Consider the following 20,610-nt stretch of genomic DNA (forward strand, 5'->3'; position numbering starts at 1 on the left):
GCCGGCTCCCCGGTCCCGCTGCATGCCATGACCGCGCCCGCATCCCCGCTCGTCACCCTGCAAGGCATCACCAAGGTCTTCGCCAACGGCGTGACGGCGCTTGAAGGCTTCGATCTCGGCATTCGCACGGGCGAGTTCGTGTCGCTTCTCGGGCCCTCCGGCTGCGGCAAGTCGACGGTGCTGCGCCTCATCGCCGGTCTCGACGCACCCACCTCCGGAGCCGTGACCTGGCCCGGCTCCGCCGATGCGGATCATCGCAGCGAGATCGGCTTCGTGTTCCAGGAGCCGACGCTGATGCCCTGGGCCGACGTGGCGGACAATGTGTGGCTTCCCTTGCGCCTGCGGGGCGTGTCGAAGCGCGATGCGCAGGAGCGCATCACGGAAAGCCTCGCCCTCGTCGGGCTCTCCGATTTTGCGAGGGCCTATCCGCGCGAGCTGTCGGGCGGCATGAAGATGCGCGTGTCGATTGCGCGCGCGCTCTCGCTCAAGCCGCGCCTGCTCCTGATGGACGAGCCCTTTGCGGCGCTCGACGAGATCACGCGGTTCCGGCTCAACGACGATCTCCTGCGCCTGCAGAGGGAGCTCGCCTGCACCATCGTGTTCGTCACGCATTCCGTCTACGAGAGCGCCTACCTGTCGAGCCGCATCGCCGTCATGTCCCCGCGCCCAGGCCGCGTCGTCGCAACCGTCGCCGGCGAAGCGCCCGGGCCGCGCATGCCGGATTTTCGCACCGGTTCGCGCTACGCGGCCCTGTGCGGGGAGATCTCGCGCATCCTGCTCGAACATTCCGTCGAGGAGAACGCGTGATGGCCGCCGCCTCCTCCCGCCGCCTGAAGATCGTCCTGCCCTTTGCGGTCTTCGGCGCAGCGCTCGCCGGGTGGGAGGGCGCGGTGCGCCTGCAGGGCATTCCGCCCTACATCCTGCCGGCGCCGAGCCTCGTCGCCACCACCCTCGTGGCCGACGGGGCGCTTCTGTGGGCCTCCCTCCTGACCACGCTCAGGACAACCCTCCTCGCCCTGGCGCTCGCGGTGGGCGGCGGCGTGTTCCTGGCCGTCCTGCTGAGCCTGTCGCGAATCGTCGAGTACTCGCTCTACCCCTTCGCCGTGGCGCTGCAGGTGACCCCGGTGATCGCCATTGCGCCCCTGCTCCTGATCTACATGCCGCAGGACGCCGCCGTTCTCGCCTGCGCCTGGCTCGTCGCCTTCTTCCCCATCCTGTCGAACACGATGCTGGGGCTGCAATCGGTGGACCGGAACCTGATGGATCTTTTCCGGCTCTATGGCGCTCCCGCCTCCGACTCCCCCCTGACCCGCATGCGGGCACGGCTGAAGGCGCTCTGGTATCTGCGCCGCCCGGCGGCCCTTCCTGCCTTCCTGGCCGGGCTGCGGATCGCCGGCGGGCTTTCCCTCATCGGCGCCGTGGTGGCCGAGATGGCGGCGGGCTCGGCGGGCGCCGGCTCGGGGCTCGCCTATCGCATCATCGAGAGCCAGTACCGTCTCAACATCCCACGCCTTTTCGCAGCTCTCGTTCTCCTGGCGCTCACCGGCATCGGGCTCTATCTGTTGCTGGCTGCGGTGAGCCACATCCTGCTGCGCCGCTGGCACGAGAGCGCCCTTGCCGGGCGACCGTGATCCCTTAGCCTGTTAATACTGTGCCGGCTTGTCATCGTACCGTCATGAGTTCCGCTCATGGTACGAAAGGCAACGCTTCGAACGGCGAGGGACAATGGACACCGATATCAAGCATCCGGGCATCAAGAGCGTCGGATGGGCTCTGGTTCAAGCCTCGCGCCTGCATCGGAGCCGCACGGGCGACAAGCTCTCCGAGCTCGGCCTCTTCGCCGGGCAGGAGCAGGTGCTTCAAGCTCTCAGCAATTCCGGCCCCATGACGATGGGCGAGCTGGCGGCCATCCTGCGGGTGCGTCCGCCGACGGCGTCGAAGACCGTCTCTCGCCTGTCCGCCCTCAAGCTGGTGGAGCGCCACACGGAGCCCGGCGACGCCCGGGTCGTGCGGGTGAAGCTCACCAAGGAAGGCAAGCGCAGGGCCGCTGCCATCGACGCCCTCTGGGACGAGGTCGAGGCCGAACTGCTCCAGGGCTTCGACAACAAGGACCGAAAGCGCCTGCGCAAGCTCCTGCGCCGGGCTGCCAAGAATCTCGCCGGCCTCACGGGAGCCGACCAGACCGGCTTCGACACCGACGACGAGGCCGATGGACTGGAGGCCAGCGAGCCGGAACTCGCCGCGACCGTCTGACGGCGGCCTCCGACCTCTGCCCCTGGCGCACGGCCCGCGTGCGTCCGGGGTATTCGCCTCCGGGGGAGGGAACGGCTAGCATCCCCGACATGGCCGAAACCGTCTCCCCGTCCGTGCCCGCCAGCACGCTCGCCCAGCGCCGCAACCGGCTGACGGGCATCGCCCTCATGTGCGCGGCGCTGTTCTGCTTCTCCTGCCTCGACGCGACGGCCAAGTGGCTCAACCGCTCGGTCGACCCCATGGTGACCGTGTGGGCGCGCTACATGTCGGCGGCCCTGCTCACCTTCGCGGTCGTCAACCCGCGAACGCAGCCGGGCGCCCTCAGGACCCGCCGCCTCACCCTTCAGCTCATCCGCTCCTTCCTGCTCTTCGCCTCGACCCTCTGCAACTTCCTTGCCCTGCAATATCTGCAGCTTGTCGAAACCCAGTCCATCATCTTCGCGACGCCCCTCCTGGTGGCGCTGCTGGCAGGTCCCATCCTGGGGGAGCGCATCGGCTGGCAGCGCCTCGCCGCCATCGCCGTCGGCTTCGCCGGCATCCTCGTGATCGCGCGCCCCGGCCTGGGCACCATGCATCCCGCAGCCCTGCTGTCGCTCGCGGGATCCGTGGCCTATGCCTTCTACAACATCGTGACGCGGATGCTCGCCGGGAGCGATTCGATCGCCACGACCACGCTCTATTCCAGCCTCGCCGGCATCGTCTTCGTGACCCCCGTCCTGCCCTGGATCTGGACCACGCCCTCCTCGCCCCTCGTCTGGTTCCTGCTGGCGACCACGGGCTTCTACGGCGCCTTCGGGCACTGGCTCCTCGTTCTGGCCCATGCCCGGGCGCCGGCGGCGATCCTGGCACCCTTCATCTACACGCAGATCGTCTGGATGCTCGTGCTCGGCTACCTTCTGTTCGGGGACTGGCCCGATCCTTGGACCTTCGTCGGGGCTGGCATCGTCATCGCATCGGGGCTCTACTTGCTCTCCCGCGAACGCATGAAGCCACGCACCCCGGATGGATCCGCATGAGCGATGCCCCTCTCCACACCCTGCCCGGCATCGGCCCCGTCACGCAGGGATGGCTGCAGGAAGCCGGCATCCGCACCGCGGGCGAGCTGCGGGCCATGGGCTCCGTCGAGGCGTACCGGCGCCTCAAGTTCATGCTGCCGCAGCGCGTCAGCCTCAATGCGCTCTACGCCCTGGAGGCGGCACTGCGCGGTTGCCATTGGCTCGACCTGCCCCATGATGTGAAGGCCGCGCTCCAGCGCGAGGCCAAGGCCGTCGACGCGGCCCTGCGCCGGGGCGGGGTCGCGCGCTGCTCCCTCCCCTGACCGAAGCTGCACGACAGGAAACCCCATGAGCCCACCCGACATCCTGATGACGGCGCCGATGAGGCCGATCGTCATCGAGACCCTGGAAAGAGCCTGCACCCTCCACCGTCTGTGGGAGCAGCCGGACCAGGAGGCCTTCCTGAGGGATGTGGGGCCGCGCATCCGCGGCATCGCCACGAGCACGCTCTACGGCCGGCTCGAAGCCTCGCTCCTCGACCGCCTGCCCCATGCGGAGATCATCGCGAGCTTCGGCGTGGGCTACGACAACGTGGATGCGGCGGAAGCGGCCCGGCGCGGCATCGTGGTCACCAACACGCCGGGCGTTCTCGACGACGAGGTTGCCGATCTCACCATCGGCCTGCTGCTGGCGACCCTGCGCAAGATCCCGCAGGCCGATCGCTACCTGCGCGAGGGCCAATGGCTCAAGGCGCCCTTCCCGCTTTCGGCCACCTTGCGCGGACGCAGGATCGGCATCGTCGGCCTGGGCCGGATCGGCAAGGCCATCGCCCGGCGGCTTTCGGGCTTCGACGTGAGCATCGCCTATCACGGACGCACGCAGCAGGACGACGTGGCCTATCCCTATCATCCCACCGTCGTCGGCCTCGCGGAGGCCTGCGACGTGCTGATCGTCATCACGCCCGGCGGCGCCGCGACCCGCCACCTCATCAATGCCGACGTCCTGAAGGCGCTGGGCTCCAATGGGGTGCTCATCAACGTCGCGCGGGGCAGCGTGGTGGACGAGCAGGCGCTGATCGAGGCGCTGCGCTCGGGCACGATCCTCAGCGCCGGCCTCGACGTCTACGAGGACGAGCCCCGTGTGCCGCAGGAGCTGATCGAGATGGAGCACGTGGTGCTGCTGCCCCACATCGCATCGGCCTCCGTCCATACCCGCAATGCCATGGGCAAGCTCGTGGCGGACAACCTGATCGCCTGGTTCGAGGGCAAGGGGCCGCTGACGCCGGTGCCGGAGACGCCCTGGATGCCCAATGGGATCCGTCAGAGATAGGACGTCCTGAACAGGGTCTGCTTCGGGGTCTCGCCGAACATGCGCCCATAATGGGCCGCAAACTCGCCCAGGTGGCTGAAGCCGCAGCTCATCGCGATCTGCGTCACCGTCGAGACGGCCGGATCGGCCCTGAGAAGAGCCTGCCGGCAGCGCTGCAGCCTGACCGAGCGCAGGAACGCCATCGGCGTCATCTTGCGGAAGTTCTGGAACCCGTTCTGCAGGCTCCTGACGCTGACACCCGCATGGGCTGCGATGTCGGCCAGGGACAAAGCCTCGGCAAAGTGCGCTTCGATGTAGGCCTCGGCCTTCTTCACATAGAAGGGAGCTGCCGCCGATTGAGGCTGCAGCAGCAGGGACGAGAAGGTGTGGGGCTGGCTGAGGAGCAGCGTGGAGATCACGAGCTGTTCGAGCTGCTGCCGCACCGCCGGCAGCTGCCGGGTCAAAGAATGAGGCTGCCTCAACTCTTCCGCTGCATATTGGATGAGGCGCTGGAAGCTCGATCCGGACGGGGTGTCCAGGGATAGCTCCATCTGGAATGCGACGGGCTGCGCGATCTCGCGGCCCAGAATCCGTGCAAGGTGCTCCGAGATCTTGCGGCGGCTGAACAGCAGGGCGAGGGTTTCGCAGTCCTCGTCGTAGTCGAGCCAGATTTCCGGACCGAATGCGAGAACCGCGCCACGGCTCCCCGTCAGCGTGCTCTCCTGGCGTTCCACCTTCACCTGACCTGCGCCGGATGGAGCGAGCAGGATGGCGAGGCGGTCATCGTCGTCGATGGCCGGAACCTGGACCGCGAGCGAGGCCCCGTAGCCGATGTGAAAGAGGCCGAAATCCCTCGAGCCGTGAACGTTGAGCTTGCAATCGACCGCTGTATTGCGACCCGAACTGTGAAGTGTATGTGGCGTGACAACTCTGTTGCACATGTCCTCGATCTGGTCGAGGCTCCGCGTCGTCATCGAAAAATCGACAGTGCCGTTGCTCTGAACACTTGGCTCTGGCGACGTCAATTCGTCCGGCATGTCGATGATACCTCGTTGCGCGCCAGGAAATATTCTGACTTCCATAAGATTAGGATGGTAATTTTTCTGCGCAATTCCGACAAGCCATGCGCTTCTCCGATTTCCTCTGCGTAACCACCATGCGACCCTTCTCCTGTCCTCACCAGCTGGACACCCGTTTCGGGAATCGGACCAGGCGAAAAGTTTTCAAGCCATGACGGATGAAGCGATGACCACTGGCCGGATCACCATCACTCACCACAAGGGGCTCTCTCCGAGTTTTGTCATGTTCCGGAAAGCGGGAGAGGAGCAGGCGCCCCGGACTCTTCTGTTCTATCTGCTGCGGGGGCGCATCTACTTTGCATTGACCCAGTACGATAAGGCGGCGCGGGATTTCCGCACGGTCCTTCGCATGGACTGGCGGCACGAGCAGGCGGCAGCCTGGCTCGAGAGGGCGGAGCGTGCTTCCCGCCCTTCGGTGGATGGCGGGGACGCTCATAATTAAAGCCGTGGGGGCATCAGAGAGCGAAACCGCCATCCACCAGATGAATGTGGCCCGTCGTGTAGCTCGCTTCATCCGAGGCGAGGTACACGGCGAGCGCCGCCACCTCCTCCGGCGTGCCGAGCCGCCCCATGGGCTGGCGGTCGATGAAGGCCTGGCGCACCGCCTCCGGACTTTGACCCGAGCTTTCCGCCTGCGCAAAAATCCGTTCGTCGAGCGATGGAGACTGAATCGTCCCGGGGCAGATCGCATTGGCGCGGATGCCGCGCTTGATGAAGTCGGCCGCCACGGCTTTCGTCAGCCCGATCACCGCCGCCTTCGTCGCGCCATAGACATAGCGGTTGGGAATGCCGCGCACGGACGAGGCGCCGGAGGCGATGTTGACGATGGAGCCGCCGCCCTTCTCCAGCATGCCCGGCAGCACCGCCTTGATGGTGCGGTGCATGGACTTCACGTTCAGGTCGAAGGAGAAATCCCAGTCCCGGTCGGAGCAGTCCAGCACCGTGCCGTGATGCACGAAGCCGGCGGCGTTGACGAGGATGTCGAACGGACCGGCCTCAGCGACGAGCTGCGCAACATCCTCGCTCGAAAGCACGTCGAGCTTTCGCCTCTCGGCACGCTCAAGGCCGTCGAGCTTCGCCGCATCGAGATCCGTCGCGAAGACGCGTGCGCCCTCGCGGACGAAGGCTTCCGCGATGGCGCGCCCGATTCCCTGCCCCGCCGCCGTGACGAGAGCCGTCTTTCCCTGAAGCCTGTTCATGACGGCCCTCGTTGCAGGTCAGTGATTGTCGCGCGGCACGCCGAAGGTCTGCGCGACCTTCTGGTACTTCACGGCGGGCTTCAGGGTCATGCCTTCGGAGAGCTGGTCGACCATGGAGCGCTGGATCTCCTGCCAGGGGGTCTGACTCGCCGGGTAGGGATAGCCGCCGCGGGCTTCGAGATCGGCACGGCGCTTCTCCAGCTCCTCAGGGGGAAGGAGAATGTCGGCCGTGCGCTTGTTGAGGTCGATGCGGATGCGGTCGCCCGTCTGCAACAGCGCCAGCCCGCCGCCGATGGCGGCCTCCGGCGAGGCGTTGAGGATCGACGGGGTGCCCGACGTGCCGGACTGGCGCCCGTCGCCGATGCAGGGCAGCGAGAGAACGCCCCGCCGGATGAGCGCGCCGGGCGGCTGCATGTTCACCACCTCCGCCGCGCCCGGATAGCCCACGGGGCCTGCGCCGCGCATGATGAGGATCGTGTGCTCGTCGATGTCGAGCGACGGATCGTCGATGCGATGGTGATAATCCTCGGGCCCGTCGAACACCACGACGCGGCCTTCGAAGGCGTTTGGGTCCTCCGGGTTGTTGAGGTAGCGCTCCTGGAATTCGGGGCTGATCACGCTCGTCTTCATGATCGCTGAGTCGAACAGGGTGCCCTTGAGGTTCAGGAAGCCTGCCTTCTCCTTCAGCGGATTGTCGTAGGAGCGGATCACATCCCGGTCCCAGGTATGCTTGCCGCGGCAGTTCTCGCCGATGGTGGTGCCGGTGCAGGTGAGCGCATCCTCGTGGATCTTGCCTGCCCCGATCAGCTCCGCGAGCACAGCCGGCAGGCCGCCGGCGCGGAAATACTCCTCGCCCAGATATTCGCCCGCCGGCTGCACGTTCACGAGCAGCGGGATCTCGAAGCCGATGCGCTCCCAGTCGTCGTTGTCGAGGGGCACGCCGATATGCTTGGCGATCGCGTTGATGTGGATCGGCGCGTTCGTGGAGCCGCCGATCGCCGCGTTGGCGACGATCGCGTTCTCGAACGCCTCGCGGGTCATGATGTCGGAGGGCTTCAGGTCCTCCCACACCATCTCGACGATGCGCCGGCCCGTCTCGTAGGCCATCTGTCCACGCTCGCGATAGGGCGCGGGAATGGCCGCCGAGCCCGGCAGGGACATGCCGAGCGCCTCGGCGAGAGCGTTCATGGTCGAGGCCGTGCCCATGGTGTTGCAATGGCCGACGGAGGGCGCGCTCGATCCGACGATGTCCATGAACTGCTGGTAGTCGATGTCGCCGGCCGCATGGCGCTCGCGCGCCTTCCACACGATGGTGCCGGAGCCCGTGCGCTCGCCGTGATGCCAGCCGTTGAGCATGGGCCCGACATTGAGCGAGATCGCCGGAATGTTCACGGTCGCAGCGGCCATGAGGCAGGCAGGCATGGTCTTGTCGCAGCCGGTCAGCAGCACGACGCCGTCGAGGGGATAGCCGTAGAGCACCTCGACGAGGGAGAGATAGGCGAGGTTGCGGTCGAGGCAGGCGGTCGGGCGTTTGCCGGTCTCCTGAATCGGATGGCATGGGAACTCGAAGGCCACGCCGCCGGCGGCCGTGATGCCCTCGCGCACGCGCTTGGCCAGTTCGAGGTGATGCCGGTTGCACGGCGACAGATCGGACCCGGTCTGCGCGATGCCGATGATCGGCTTCTTGCCCTGCAGTTCCTTGCCCGTGAGGCCGAAGTTCAGGTAGCGCTCGAGATAGAGCGCCGTCATGCCCGGGTTGTCAGGGTTGTCGAACCAAAGCCGCGAGCGAAGCTGATCGGGTGTGCGACGGTGAGGCCTCTCAGCCATTCTTCATTCCTTTCGGGCTTTTGTAATCGATTTCGTGAGCATTTGATCCGGGACCGCGGGCAAGATCAACCTTTCATGCGGACCGCACCGAGGCTTTTTTGCAGGCGGGGAATCCTCGCCGGCCCTGTCCCGCCTGCATTTCCAAGCGGCGAGGATGCTGCTATGTTACCCAGTAACAACGCCTTCCCTGGCCTTGCCCTGTCATCCCATAACTCCAGCCGGCCCGCCATGTTTCGATGCGCCCTCCTCCTGACCGTCACGGCCGCTCTTTCCTCCCCCGCCTGGGCGGACGACTGCCCCAACGCGCAAACCGCGAAGCTCGGGTTTGTTCTGGAGCGTCAGGGCACCAGCGCGGAGGTGCGTCCCGCTCCGGGCCACTTCGTGCATGTGGTGAATTCCTACCCAGGCGGGAAGAAACAGAACGTGATCTACTACCGGGGCTTCTTCCCGATCAGCCGCTTCGACGACACGGCCCGCAGCATCAACGTGCCCGTCTCCGATCTGCGCGCCGTCTTCCCCCTCGAACCGAAGGCGAAGCGCGCCCTCACCTATGCCCCGGCGCAGCCGGACAAGGTGGGCGCCCTGATCTCCCTCGAGCTGACGGTGACGGGCGAGGAGCAGCTCCAGCTCGGATCCTGCTCCTACAACGTCCTGGTCGTGCGCAACCGGTCCCTCAACGCGGAGGGCAAGGTCATTGGCGAGCACACGGATCTCTATTCGCCCGAGCTCGGCTTCGTTCTCGCCAAGCGTTACGAGGAGAGGGGCACCCAGACCACTGTGCGGTACCAGAGCATCAAGCCCCTGGGCCGGGTTGCGCCCCTCTGATCGGAGGCGTCTCTCAGCCCATGGCGCCGGCGGTGTCGTCGATCTGGCGCCGCACGGCCGGGTCGAGGTCGAGCGCCTCGGCCAGCTGATGCAGGAACTCGCGTTCCTGGATGGTGTCGGGATCGATGGCGATGCGGGCCGCCGCATAGACCTGGGCCGCCTTCTCCGGATCCTTCACCCCGGCCGCAAGCTCCTCCACGTCCGCGGGGGAAGCCATTTCGCCCTCGAGCCAGCGCGTGGCGTCCGGGTCGATCCCCGCCTCGGTCAGCCCCTTGGTGATTCGCGAGCGCTCGGCCTCGTCGATGTGCCCGTCGGCTGCCGCGGCCGCCACCATGGTGCGCAGGAAGAGGAGCGCATCGTCCTCCGTCTGCGACACGGGATGGAAGCGGGAGGTTTCCGGCACGCTGAGCGCCGACTGCGCGACGGCTTCGTCCGGCTGCGGTGCCGGACCGGCCGAAGGCGCGCCCGCCGCACCCGGCCCGCCGGCGGCAGCGCCCTGGGCGGCTTGCAGGTTCTGATAGGCCCTGTACGCAAGGCCGCCGATCACGGCGAGGCCGCCGAGCTTGACCAGGTTGCCGCCGAGCTTGCTCTTCTTGCGCCGGCCGAACAGGAGCCCCGCCAGGCCGACCAGGGCGGTCTGGGTGAGGCCCGGATGCTGGACGGCGAAATCCTTGGCCTTCTGCAGGAGCTGATCGGGCGATTGGCCGGTCACCTGAGCAACGCTCTTCTCGACCTGCTGCCGCACGCCGCCCGGGCCCGGCTGGCCTGAGCCCTGCGGATCGGGACGGCCGATGGCTCCGATGAATGCGTCCAAAAGCTTCCGGTATTCGACCATGGGGCCCTCCTGCTGTTCTCGATCCAAGCCAAGATCAACGGAGGCGCCGCCGAATGGTTCAGGTTGCCGGCTCAGGCCGGCCTCGGCACCATGGCAGCTCTGGCTTTGACCAGTTGCGACACGACCACGGGGCTTGCGATCGCAAGGCCGATCAGGGTCGTTTCCAGATCGGGGGCGATGATCGGCAGGGCCGCCAGGCCGATGAGCCAGCGCTCCCAGGCGCGCATCACCGTCAGCCCATAGCCGGCGAAGGCCGCCGACAGGAACACGATGCCGACGACGGCGCCGCCCGTAACGAACAGGAAGCTCGGCCACGTGAACTCTGGCGTGACGATGAGCATGGCCGGGCCGTAGACGAAGACGAACGGCACCAGCGCCTTGCCGAGGCCGAGGCGGAAGGCCGTGTTGCCGGTCCTGAACGGATCGGCGCCGGCCATGCTGGCTCCGGCATAGGCCGCCAGCGCCACGGGCGGCGTGATGTCGGCGAGCACCCCGTAGTAGAAGACGAAGAAATGCGCCACGAGCGGCTGCACGCCGAGCAGACCGAGAGCCGGCGCCGCGACCGTGACCATGATGATGTAGTTCGCCGTCGTCGGCACGCCGCAGCCGAGAAGGATGCAGACGATGGCGGTCATCAGCAGGGTGAAGAACAGGGTCATCGCCTTCATGTCGGAAAGCCCCGCAGGCACCAGGTCCATGAAGCCTTGGGCCAGCTGGGCGGCGAAGGACGTGACGATGAAGGAGATCTTGAAGCCCACGCCCGTGAGCGTGACGATGCCGACGATGATGCCGACGGTGGCCGCTGCCGCTCCCACGCCGATGGCATATTTCGCGCCGACCACGAAGGCGTCGACGAGGTCGAACACCACCGCCTTGCCGGCCTCGCTCCCGAGATAGGTGTAGACCAGAAGCGCCAGCACGAAGGCGAGCACAGGCCCCACGAAGACGAGCTGCGTGAGCACGCCCATGGCGATGCCCGCCACGACGGCGGCGAGGAAGCCGAGCGTGACGACGGGCTCCCGCGATGCGCCGACCACAAGGCAGGCCGTGATGCCCCAGAAGGCCGCCAGATAGGGCGTGAAGCCGGAGAACAGCACGATCAGCAGGACCGCAAGCGGCATGACGGTCTGCCAACCCTCGCGAATGACCTGGGCCGCCTTCGGCAGTTCCTCCGCCGGCAGCCCCTTCAACCCGGCGCGCTTTGCCTCGAGATGAACCTGCATGAACACGCCGAAGAAATGCATCATGGCCGGAACGATCGCCGCCAGGATGATCGTCTGGTAGGACAGGTTCAGGAACTCGACCATCAGGAAGGCCGCAGCCCCCATGATCGGCGGCGTGATCTGCCCGCCGGTGGAGGCCGCCGATTCCACGGCCGCCGCGAAATGGCGCTGATAGCCGACGCGGATCATCGCCGGGATCGTCAGCGAGCCGACCGTCACCGTGTTGGCGATGGAGGAGCCGGAGATCATGCCGAACAGGGCCGAGCCGAAGATCGAGACCTTCGCCGGTCCGCCGGCATAGCGCCCCGCAACGACGGTGGCGAGATCGATGAAGAGCTTGCCGAGACCCACGCGCGTGGCGAGCACGCCGAAGAGCACGTAGTGGAACACGTAGGTGGCCACGACTCCCAGGGCGATGCCGTAGATGCCCTGGCTGGTGAGGTAGAGGTGGTTGACGATGTTCGACCACGAGGCGCCGGGATGCTGCAGGATGCCCGGCATGGAGGGGCCGAAATAGGCATAGAGCATCACGCCGATGGCGATGACCGGCAGCGGCCAGCCTACCGAGCGGCGGGTCGCCTCCAGCAGGACGAGGATCAGGATCGTGCCCATGACCACGTCCGTGATCGAGGGATTGCCGACGCGGAAAGCCAGCTCGTTGAAGATCCAGGGCACGTAGAGGCTGACCACAGCCGCCGCGACGGCCAGGGCCCAGTCGACCAGCGCGATGCTGCCCGGGCGCCACCAGCTCGACGGGGCCACCCGTTCGTAGTCCTTCTTCGAGGCGGAGAAGACGAGGAAGATCAGGCCGAGCACGAAGGCCATGTGGATGCCGCGGTGGGTCGCCTCCCGCAGCAATCCGAACCCTGCCGTGTAGTAGTGGAAGAACGACAAGGCCAACAGCAGCCCCGCCACGAGCCACGCGGTGCCTGTCGGCAGGGGCCTGAATCGCATCTCGGGATCGAATTTTTCCTCGAGGCTGCGGTTCTCGACGAGGACGTGGGCATCGGCGGCGGTCATGGCATGCTCTTGAGGCTCAGAAGCAAACTGCCTCCCGCGTCGGCCGGCGCGGGAGGCTGTCACGGAGGCGTAACGGATCGTCAGCTCTTCAGCAGACCGGCTTCCCTGTAGAAGCGCTGCGCGCCGGGATGGACCGGAATGCCTGCGCCGGCAAGCGCGCTCTCCTTGCGGATGAGCTTGCCCTTGGCATGGCCGGCATCCAGCGCCGCACGGGTCTTGTCGCTCCAGAGACCCTTCACGACCTCGTAGACCACGGCTTCCGGCACCTTGGCCGAGGTGACCCACTGCGCGCCGACCGCCAGCGTCTTCACGGCGCCCACATCCTTGTAGGTGCCGGCCGGGATCTCGTCGGCCGCGAAGAAGCTGTACTGCTTGCGGATGGACTCCGCCTCGGCGCCCGAGAGCGGCACCAGGTCGATGCCACCGCCGGTGGCGGCGAGCTCGGTGATCGCGCTCGTGGGATAGCCGCCGACGAAGAAGAAGGCGTCCAGCCCGCCGTCGCGCATGCGCTCGGCCGCCTGGTTGGGCTTCAGGAAGTCGGCCTTCACATCGGTCTCCTTCAGGCCCCAGCCGGACAGGATGATGCGCGCATCCACGAGGGTGCCCGAGCCCGGCTCGTCGAGGGAGACGCGCTTGCCCTTGAGATCGGCCACCGACTTGATGTTGGCCGATTTCGCAGCCACGAGGTGGATGCTCTCGGGGTACAGATTGGCGAGCAGGCGCAGATCCTCCATCTTGCCCTTGCCCTCGAAGAGGCCGGTGCCGCTATAGGCCCAATAGGCCACGTCGGCCTGGCTGAAGCCGGATTCGAGCGCACCCGAGGCAATGGAATTGACGTTGGCCACCGATCCGTTGGAGGCTTGCGCCGTCAGGACGAGCTGCGGCGGGTTCGACACCGCGTTCGCGATCAGGCCCCCGATGGGATAGTAGGTGCCGGCCGTGCCGCCCGTTCCGATCCGGAAGAAGGCAGGGGCTTGGGCGAAGGCGCCCCGTCCAAGGGCGGTGGCGGCCCCCAATCCAAGGCCGATCTTGGCCAGGTCGCGGCGTGTCAGTGACATGGTGTGAACTCCCCTCGTGAAGGATCGACCGCTTGCAATACGGTTCCGCATCACTCTAACGGGATTTTGGTGTTCGTCCACGGGGGCTGGATCGATGCCGCTCGTCCGACGACGAGGTGATCGGTCTTGGGCGGAGCCTTGGTCTTCGGGTGACTGCGGAGGGTGTGGAGAGCCGGGATCAGGAGCGGCATCTGCGGCGTCTGGGCTGCGAGGATGGGCAGGGGCTCTTGTATTCCGTGCCGGTGCCGGGCTGCGGGGTGCCGCCTTTGCTGCTGCGAGGGCTGTGAGGTCTTCAGACGCGCCAAAGCCCCCACCGGTGTTTGCCCGCCGAGGGCTTTGTGTTTTTGCTGCGGGCCCTGAAATCACCGAGGCTTGAACTCATGTCGAGCGGGTTACGAAGGACCGGCAAGGAACGCTACCGCTGCTCGACTGCAACCCTGACGCCGAGCGCGATCAGAACGGATCCGGTCACGCCCTCGATCCAGCGCCGAACAGTCGGGCGGCGCAAGAGGTCTCCGATCTTGGAAACCACGATGGCATACAGGACGAGCCAGGCCAGCGTCATCAGGGCAAAGATCAGGCCGAGGATGAAGAACGAGACGAACGTCGCATCCTCCGCGGGCACGAATTGCGGCAGCAGGCTCGCGAAGAACACGGCCATCTTCGGGTTGCCCAAATCGCTGATGACGCCTTGCCTGAACGCCGCGGCGGCGCTCAAGGTCCGGGCAACACGTTCCTTGCTTACGGTTGCCTCGGCGGCCGAAGGCCGGACTGCCTCATGCAGGGATTGGAGACCGAGGAAGATCAGATAGGCTGCGCCAGCATACTTGATGGCCAGGAAAAGCGGCTCCGATGCGAGGAGAATGGCAACGATCCCGGCGCTTGTCGCCAAGGCCCAGATCGCTTGGCCGCTGGCGATCCCAAGCGCCGTCATCATGCCGCTGGTCCGTCCGGCAAGCAGGGTGTTCCGGATGGTGACGGCGGTATCCGGACCGGGCGTGATGATCACGATTGCCGCAAGACTCAGAAACGCCAGGAACGTGCTCATCGCAGCCCTCCTTCATGACCTCGGCTGGCCGAGTGTCGGAGCATAGAATGTCATGCAAATCATCCGGAGAACACCGTCCGCAGCATGGACACGAGTCGGTGTGCATATTCGGCTTCCGGGTCGAGGTCGGGATCGAAGATTGTCACCGTCATACCGGCGCAGCGTTCGTCGGCCACGAGTGTACCCAGCAGAAGAATCAGATCCGCCTCGTCGATGCCGGGACTTCCCGGGCAGTCGACGGCCGGCATGAGCGTCTGGTCAAGAACATCCACATCGAGATGAATCCAGAACGGCCAGTCCGGCTTCTTCCTGAGAGTCGCCTGGGTCCGGGCAATCACGTCTGCGATGCCAAGGTCACGGGCCGTGAACACATCGATCCGGGTAATCGCGGTGTCATTGACGTCCGGCCAAGCAAAGTCGGCATCGCGGCTTTCGCGCTCGCCGATCTGCACGACCTGCTCATCGGGAACCAGGGGAGCGGCCACCCCTGGCCAGTCGGTCAGGAGCTCCTCGCCGCGGCCGGTGGCCAGGGCGAGGGCCATGCCGCCAACGGCGCCGGGCACCGCTCCCGCGTCGTAATTGCCGGGATGGCGGAAGTCGCTGTGCCCGTCGATGTGCACCAGGGACAGCGGTCCTCTCCGGCGGCATCCCGCCAGGGCTCCGAGCAGGATGGAGCAGTCGCCTCCGATCACGAGCGGGAAGGACGCCGGATCGTCATCGAGGGCCGCAACGCAGTCGGCAAGCGCAAGGTTGAAGTTCCGGATGGCCGTGCCGTTGCGAAGGTTCGTGCCCGCCTCAGCGCCGGGTTGATAACTCGGACGTTCGAGGTCGATGATCCGCATCGGCGATAGGGCATCGACGAGACCTGCTTGCGTCAGGGCCTGAGGAGCACGCCAGGTTCCGGGCTCATGGCGAGGAGCGAGCGGGCGCAAGCCCAGGTTGGAGGGAGCGCGGATGAGGACGATTCTGCGGGGCATGATACTCCTGAACCTGGGCTGATACATTCAGTCGCTTGACGTCGGATATGACGCGCTGGAACGGCTCCCACTTGCTTCGATGGGTGACTCTACGTGTTTTTCTTCGAGAGCCTCAACTCGTTTCTCCCCGCTCGAGGCGCTCGGCAATCGCAGCGATGCGTCTGCGGATATCTGCCCGATTGGTCTCCTGGTAGGCAGGCCCCCGTGCCATGCTCGGCACGATGACGTCGAAGTCCAACTCGCCAATCAGGGCCAGCGACCGGAGGTAAGCCGCCCGGTCGCTTACGCCGAGTACGGCCGCAACCCATTCGCCATCCTTGAGATAGATGGTGTCGCCGGTAAACAGATAGCGGCGCTGCCCGTCGCTCCAGAGGAAGCAGGTCGAGCCTTCCGTGTGGCCCGGCGTGGGGATCACCTCGAAATCCGGGAAGTGCAGTTCACGCCCCTCGAAAGTGCCGCCGACCCGGCAAGTCGCGGCAATCGCAGCCTCCTCGAGCTTTGGAACGTGGAGCGGCGCAGCGAAGCGCTCCGAGACCCAGTCGCAGGAGGTCATCGCCTGGTGCCGATGGTTGAGATAGTGGCGAGAGATCCCGCCCTGGGCGAGAAGGGCGTCGGCTTCTTCCTGTATCCGCCCGGAGCTGTAGACCAGGAGGTTCCCGTCCCGGCGACGCAGCAGAAAGGCCCGGCCGTGGAAAGTTGGGGCAAAGCTCAGCGTCTCTGCCCCGACGGCATAGAGATGATCGAACAATCGCTCCATCGTTTGGCTCCTTCAGAGGCACTCTTAAGGAATTGCTGCGTCACCGAAGCTGACGACAAGCGCGGCCATGGCGGCAATCAAGCCCGAGATCAGGATGATCCCCGCTGCCGCTTCCCACCCGCAAGACGCGCGAGCTCTCCGAGCAAAGTGCAGGACCGCTCCTTCTCGATCCGGGCTCCGACCAATCGATTCATCTTTTCCCCAAACGGCTTGCTAAGGAGGTTCCATGGGCGTGGCCAGGCTGACGAGCTGACGGTACCCTACAGCCGAACAAAGCCTGCAAGGCGCGGCGTCAGGGTTGCCCGACCGTCATCGAGCATTGGACGCATCCGTTCCAGTACCGCCGCGCTCGGCTCGCCGTGAATCTGGAATTCCGCAACCACACAATGTTCCATGACCTTGGCGATGTATGGGTCGGCAAGCCGCCAGTGCTCGAGGACAGCCTCGGAGTCCCGGTAGAGCTGATAGCTGACCGCGAGCATGCGTTGCTCGTCGATGAAGGTCTGGACCATCAACTGCGGGCCGTTTTCCTCCACGAATTCAACCGCCTCGATAATGGCTCGCTTGAAGTCGTGAAGATGGCCTTCCGTGATCCGCATCGTGTTGCGGAACAGGATCATTTCGTCGGATTTCAGCGGACTAGGATTCATCTTGGCCTCCGCCCTGGCGCCGATGGTTGAGATGGTGGCGCGCGATGCCGCCCTGTGCGAGAAGCCCGTCGGTTTCCTCCTTCATTCGTCCAGAGCTGTAGGTCAGGATGTTGCCCTCCCTGCGACGCAGCAGAAAGGCCCGGCCCTGGAATGTCGGAGCAAAACTCAGCGTCTCAGCCCCGACGCCATAGAGACGATCAAACAGACACTCCATGGATTGTCTCCTTCTCAAGCACTCAGCCGGTCGGATTGTGATCGGAGCGGATGAACACGGCGACTGCGGCGGCGATCAGCGCCGCGATGGCGACGATCCCCGCTGCGGCCGTCCACCCGAAGGTCTCGATCGCACCGCCGACCGCGACAGGGCCGATCACTTGGCCAAGATTGCTGCCCTGCATCACCAAGCCAATGGCAACAGATGCAAGCGCTGCGGATGGCGCCAGGAGCGGAGCCGATGAGATCAGGGTGGCCGGGATCATGCCGCCAACGCTTGAGAACAGGAGGCAGAGCAGGAAAGTCGGCATATGGCCGAAGGCCTGCGAGAAGATGCCAAGCCCGGCAAGGCCCATGATCAGGTACGCTCCGAACAGGATTGAGGATCGGCTGGCACCGCGTGCCAGGAGATAGCCCGCTCCGAGATTGCCGATGATGTTGGCGCCCGTGGTCAGGGCACCGAGCAGCCCGGCGGTGCCGTGCGCGATTTTCATCTGCTCCATCAGAAGCACGGGGAGAAAGCTGAAGAGGGCGAAGAAGATGAGGCTGTAGAAGGCGAAACACACTGCCAGCAGGACCGGTCCCCCGCTTGTCAGCACGCGCATCGCGTCGGAGACGGTCCTCCTCCATGAGACGGCAATGCGTGCTGGCGCAGCCGGGATCATGGTCAACCCCGCCATGATAGCCGCCGCCGCAAGTCCTGCGCTGGCCCACCAGAGCATGCGCCAGTCGCCGAACAGGGGGCCGACGATCATGGCAAGCGCCATGCCGGCGGGCATGAAACAGCTCCACAGAGCGAGGGCGATGTCGCGCTGCCCGTCCCTCACCACCCGGTTCAGGATGGCGGGACCGGCGACAGTGACGAGAAGAAAGCCGAAGCCTTCCAGAACTCGCGATGCGAGAAGCACCGTGTACCCGGGTGCAGTCGCCCCGGTGATTGCTCCCAGAGCAACCGATGCGAGGCCGAGGACCAGTATCCGGCGATCCCCAGCGCGGGCGACAAGGGTGCCGGCGGGAATACCTCCCACGAGCCCAAGAACGGCAAAGATCCCCGTCAGCCAGCCAGCCGCCGCGAGATCAAGCCCGAGGTCCGCCTGCAGCAGGGGCGTGGCGATGGCGGCCTTGCCAACCTGGATTGCGGTGACGATGCCGGCCCCCACCACCACGCTGACGACACTCCAGCGGGTGTCGCGCAGGGCTGGGGCGTATGCTGCGATGGTCACTATGCCGCCTCCTTCAGCCGCGCAGCGGCCAGGGCACGAGCGATCTCGGCGACATGGCGCCCCTGGAAGCGGGCGCCCGCGAGTTCATTGGCGCTGGGCTGGCGATCCCCGCCGTTGCCGTCATCGGCCAATGTCGAGGCACCGTAGGGAGAGCAGCCGGTGATCTCATCCATGCGTCCCTGGCCCTTGAAGGTGTAAGGCAGTCCGGCAACCACCATGCCGAGATGGAACAGAACATTGTGGACGGACAGGATCGTGCTTTCCTGGCCGCCATGCTGGCTGCCGGTGGAGGTGAAGACGCTGCCGACCTTGCCCACCAGCTTGTCCTCGAACCAGAGGCCGCCGCACTGGTCGAGGAAGTTCTTCATCTGCGAGGCCATGTTGCCGAAGCGCGTGGGCGTGCCGAAGATGATCGCGTCATAGTCGGGCAGCTCCGCAACGGTCGCAATCTCGGCCGGCTGATCGCGCTTGTACCCGGCCTTCTGCGCGATGTGGTCAGGGACGAGTTCCGGAACCCGTTTGATCACGGCCACGGCTCCAGCGTCCCGCACACCATCGGCAACGGCTCTGGCCATGGTCTCGATGTGGCCGTAGGACGAGTAATACAGCACCAGCACCCTTGTCATCGCTGTTCCTCTGCTTCTCAGGATGAGTTGCAGGGAGAATACGCCTGTGCTTGATTTGCGGGAGTGAGATAAAATCGATGGGTTTGATCGACTGGATAGATCATGCTCGATGTGCTGACGCTGGATCAATTACGGATCTTCGTGACGGTGGCGGAGAGCGGCAGCTTCCGCTCGGGCGCCGCGCGGCTGTCACGGGTCCAGTCCGCCGTCAGCCACGCCATTGCCAACCTGGAGGCTGAACTTGGAGTGGCTCTGTTCGACCGGTCCGGCCATCGTCCGGCGCTGACACCGGAAGGACAGGTGCTACTGGCCAATGCCCGTGACATTCTCCTCAGGGTCGACGCTATGCGTGCCCGAGCGCGAGGCCTCGGCGAGGGGGTCGAGTCCGAGCTCTCGCTGACCGTGGACACCCTGTTTCCGATTGCAGCCGTCGGAGCGGCGCTGGCGGAGATGCGAATAGCCTATCCCGCGGTTTCGATCCGGCTGGCCGTGGAGCCCCTGGGCGGTCCGATCACGGCACTGATTGAGAAACGCAGCGCGCTCGCCCTTGTCGTGGGCGAGGACTTCCGCGATCCGCGGATTGCGCTCGAAGCCATCGCCTCCATCCAGCAGGTGGCTGTGGTCTCGCCAAAGCATCCGCTAGGCCTGCGCTCGAAGGGCGAGAATCTCGGCTTGCCCGATCTCGCCGACCATCTTCAGATCGTTCTGGCCGATCCCACGCCCCTGTCGGAAGGGCGCAGCTTCGGCGTGCTCTCGCCCCAGACCTGTCGAGTCAGCAGCCAGGACACCAAGCATGCCATGATCCTATCGGGCTTGGGATGGGGGCGTCTGCCGTTCTGGCAGGTGGAGCGCGATCTGAGCGAAGGGCGCCTGGTGCGCCTCGCCACGAAGGCGCTCGGCCGGAAGGGGCAGGTGTCCTCTGAGGCTTATGTCGCTCACCGCCTGGACGAGCCGCTCGGGCCTGCCGCTCATGTGTTCCGAAAGGCTTTGCTTCGGACAGCAGTGCGGATCTAGCCCCCCGCAGTTCCTCTCTGATCGAACTCGCATTGCGCTGCGAGAACATCGGAGACGCGCCAAGCCAGCCAGTTCCGTACCTTGTCAAGCAGGGGAGCGACCTCTCGCCCAAGATCGGAGAGGGCATAGGTCACCTGTGGCGGAACAGTCGGGTTGACGCTCCGCGTGATCAGCCCGTCCCGGACAAGTGTCCGGAGGGTTTCCGAGAGCACCTTCTCGCTCACACCTTCCACCTGGTCGCGTAGGGCGTGGAAGCGAAGGGGGCCATCCGCGAGGGCGAGCAGAACGAGAAAGCCCCAGCGGCTGGTCAGGTGGTTGAAGATCTCGCGGCCCGGGCAGTCCGCCAGCATCGGTGCGTATTCCAGGGATGGTGATCGGTGGTTCCACACGATCATGATCACTCGTTCTGGTGATCGTGATCACCGTCAGCGTTCACTTGGTGGTTCGCTGAGCGGGGATGAAGCGGCCAGTACCGCTGGC

The 20,610-nt window shown here is 65.8% G+C and carries 23 protein-coding genes; 9 read left to right on the forward strand and 14 right to left on the reverse strand.

Translation table 11 applies throughout. The features are described 5' to 3' along the window. The first annotated feature begins 27 nt into the window (after positions 1-27). From GR303_RS16085 to GR303_RS16110, 6 genes are all read left to right on the forward strand, one after another. Entirely contained in the window at positions 28-807 is a 780-nt protein-coding gene (locus GR303_RS16085) for an ABC transporter ATP-binding protein (protein ID WP_161724087.1), read from the forward strand. Then, positions 807-1,631, forward strand: a complete 825-nt coding sequence (locus tag GR303_RS16090; protein ID WP_161724089.1) for an ABC transporter permease — start codon at positions 807-809, stop codon at positions 1,629-1,631. Before GR303_RS16085 ends, GR303_RS16090 begins: the two co-directional genes overlap by 1 nt. A 94-nt stretch (positions 1,632-1,725) precedes the next feature. Next, positions 1,726-2,253, forward strand: a complete 528-nt coding sequence (locus tag GR303_RS16095; RefSeq protein WP_161724091.1) for a MarR family winged helix-turn-helix transcriptional regulator — start codon at positions 1,726-1,728, stop codon at positions 2,251-2,253. An 89-nt stretch (positions 2,254-2,342) separates the two neighbouring features. Beyond that, the gene (locus GR303_RS16100) at positions 2,343-3,269 is read left to right on the forward strand and encodes a DMT family transporter (protein WP_161724093.1); all 927 of its coding nucleotides are present in this window, start codon (positions 2,343-2,345) and stop codon (positions 3,267-3,269) included. Next, the gene (locus GR303_RS16105) at positions 3,266-3,571 is read left to right on the forward strand and encodes a TfoX/Sxy family protein (RefSeq protein ID WP_161724095.1); all 306 of its coding nucleotides are present in this window, start codon (positions 3,266-3,268) and stop codon (positions 3,569-3,571) included. The genes GR303_RS16100 and GR303_RS16105 overlap by 4 nt, the downstream gene beginning before the upstream one ends. Before the next feature lie 25 nt (positions 3,572-3,596). Further along, positions 3,597-4,577, forward strand: a complete 981-nt coding sequence (locus GR303_RS16110; protein WP_161724097.1) for a 2-hydroxyacid dehydrogenase — start codon at positions 3,597-3,599, stop codon at positions 4,575-4,577. On the opposite strand, the gene GR303_RS16115 is transcribed toward GR303_RS16110, so the two are convergent. After that, positions 4,568-5,530, reverse strand: coding sequence for an AraC family transcriptional regulator (locus tag GR303_RS16115; RefSeq protein WP_161724099.1), 963 nt, complete (start codon positions 5,528-5,530; stop codon positions 4,568-4,570). The genes GR303_RS16110 and GR303_RS16115 overlap by 10 nt on opposite strands. 271 nt (positions 5,531-5,801) lie before the next feature. Here GR303_RS16115 and GR303_RS16120 point away from each other — a divergent pair, with 271 nt between their 5' ends. Continuing rightward, a complete protein-coding gene (locus GR303_RS16120) occupies positions 5,802-6,077 on the forward strand; it encodes a tetratricopeptide repeat protein (protein WP_161724101.1) in 276 nt (91 codons plus the stop codon). 13 nt (positions 6,078-6,090) lie between these two features. On the opposite strand, the gene GR303_RS16125 is transcribed toward GR303_RS16120, so the two are convergent. Both GR303_RS16125 and GR303_RS16130 read right to left on the reverse strand, forming a co-directional pair. Then, on the reverse strand, positions 6,091-6,834 hold the full coding sequence (locus tag GR303_RS16125; RefSeq protein WP_161724103.1) for an SDR family oxidoreductase: 744 nt from the start codon (positions 6,832-6,834) through the stop codon (positions 6,091-6,093). Between the two features lie 18 nt (positions 6,835-6,852). Further along, positions 6,853-8,661, reverse strand: a complete 1,809-nt coding sequence (locus GR303_RS16130) for an IlvD/Edd family dehydratase (protein ID WP_161724104.1) — start codon at positions 8,659-8,661, stop codon at positions 6,853-6,855. 162 nt (positions 8,662-8,823) lie between these two features. On the opposite strand from GR303_RS16130, the gene GR303_RS16135 reads away from it, so the two are divergent. After that, positions 8,824-9,486: a hypothetical protein gene (locus GR303_RS16135; protein ID WP_161724106.1), complete on the forward strand. Its 663-nt coding sequence runs from the start codon at positions 8,824-8,826 to the stop codon at positions 9,484-9,486. A 13-nt stretch (positions 9,487-9,499) separates the two neighbouring features. On the opposite strand, the gene GR303_RS16140 is transcribed toward GR303_RS16135, so the two are convergent. The 10 genes from GR303_RS16140 to wrbA form a co-directional block, all read right to left on the reverse strand. Further along, entirely contained in the window at positions 9,500-10,321 is an 822-nt protein-coding gene (locus tag GR303_RS16140) for a tellurite resistance TerB family protein (RefSeq protein WP_161724108.1), read from the reverse strand. A gap of 71 nt (positions 10,322-10,392) precedes the next feature. Continuing rightward, entirely contained in the window at positions 10,393-12,564 is a 2,172-nt protein-coding gene (locus GR303_RS16145; RefSeq protein ID WP_161724110.1) for a TRAP transporter permease, read from the reverse strand. Between the two features lie 80 nt (positions 12,565-12,644). Continuing rightward, a complete protein-coding gene (locus tag GR303_RS16150; RefSeq protein ID WP_161724112.1) occupies positions 12,645-13,622 on the reverse strand; it encodes a TAXI family TRAP transporter solute-binding subunit in 978 nt (325 codons plus the stop codon). Between the two features lie 415 nt (positions 13,623-14,037). Further along, the gene (locus GR303_RS16160; RefSeq protein WP_161724114.1) at positions 14,038-14,670 is read right to left on the reverse strand and encodes a LysE family translocator; all 633 of its coding nucleotides are present in this window, start codon (positions 14,668-14,670) and stop codon (positions 14,038-14,040) included. A gap of 59 nt (positions 14,671-14,729) precedes the next feature. After that, positions 14,730-15,647 (reverse strand): arginase family protein, encoded by a 918-nt coding sequence (locus GR303_RS16165; protein WP_246205664.1) that lies wholly within the window; start codon positions 15,645-15,647, stop codon positions 14,730-14,732. Between the two features lie 112 nt (positions 15,648-15,759). Continuing rightward, the gene (locus tag GR303_RS16170) at positions 15,760-16,404 is read right to left on the reverse strand and encodes an MBL fold metallo-hydrolase (protein ID WP_161724116.1); all 645 of its coding nucleotides are present in this window, start codon (positions 16,402-16,404) and stop codon (positions 15,760-15,762) included. A gap of 260 nt (positions 16,405-16,664) precedes the next feature. Then, on the reverse strand, positions 16,665-17,054 hold the full coding sequence (locus GR303_RS16175; RefSeq protein ID WP_161724118.1) for a hypothetical protein: 390 nt from the start codon (positions 17,052-17,054) through the stop codon (positions 16,665-16,667). Continuing rightward, positions 17,044-17,268 (reverse strand): hypothetical protein, encoded by a 225-nt coding sequence (locus tag GR303_RS16180; protein ID WP_161724119.1) that lies wholly within the window; start codon positions 17,266-17,268, stop codon positions 17,044-17,046. Before GR303_RS16180 ends, GR303_RS16175 begins: the two co-directional genes overlap by 11 nt. 22 nt (positions 17,269-17,290) lie before the next feature. Further along, positions 17,291-18,490 carry an MFS transporter gene (locus GR303_RS16185; protein WP_343038467.1) on the reverse strand — a complete coding sequence of 400 codons (1,200 nt, stop codon included), beginning with the start codon at positions 18,488-18,490 and terminating at the stop codon, positions 17,291-17,293. Then, positions 18,490-19,116 (reverse strand): NAD(P)H:quinone oxidoreductase, encoded by a 627-nt coding sequence (wrbA, locus tag GR303_RS16190; RefSeq protein WP_161724120.1) that lies wholly within the window; start codon positions 19,114-19,116, stop codon positions 18,490-18,492. Before wrbA ends, GR303_RS16185 begins: the two co-directional genes overlap by 1 nt. Positions 19,117-19,218: 102 nt before the next feature. Here wrbA and GR303_RS16195 point away from each other — a divergent pair, with 102 nt between their 5' ends. After that, positions 19,219-20,130: a LysR family transcriptional regulator gene (locus GR303_RS16195; RefSeq protein WP_161724122.1), complete on the forward strand. Its 912-nt coding sequence runs from the start codon at positions 19,219-19,221 to the stop codon at positions 20,128-20,130. Here GR303_RS16195 and GR303_RS16200 read toward each other — a convergent pair. Next, on the reverse strand, positions 20,127-20,525 hold the full coding sequence (locus GR303_RS16200) for a winged helix-turn-helix transcriptional regulator (RefSeq protein ID WP_161724124.1): 399 nt from the start codon (positions 20,523-20,525) through the stop codon (positions 20,127-20,129). The two genes, GR303_RS16195 and GR303_RS16200, sit on opposite strands and share 4 nt — an antisense overlap. Positions 20,526-20,610 lie beyond the last annotated feature (85 nt).

The organism is Microvirga arsenatis (genome assembly GCF_009910705.1).
Taxonomy (GTDB): Bacteria; Pseudomonadota; Alphaproteobacteria; order Rhizobiales; family Beijerinckiaceae; genus Microvirga; species Microvirga arsenatis.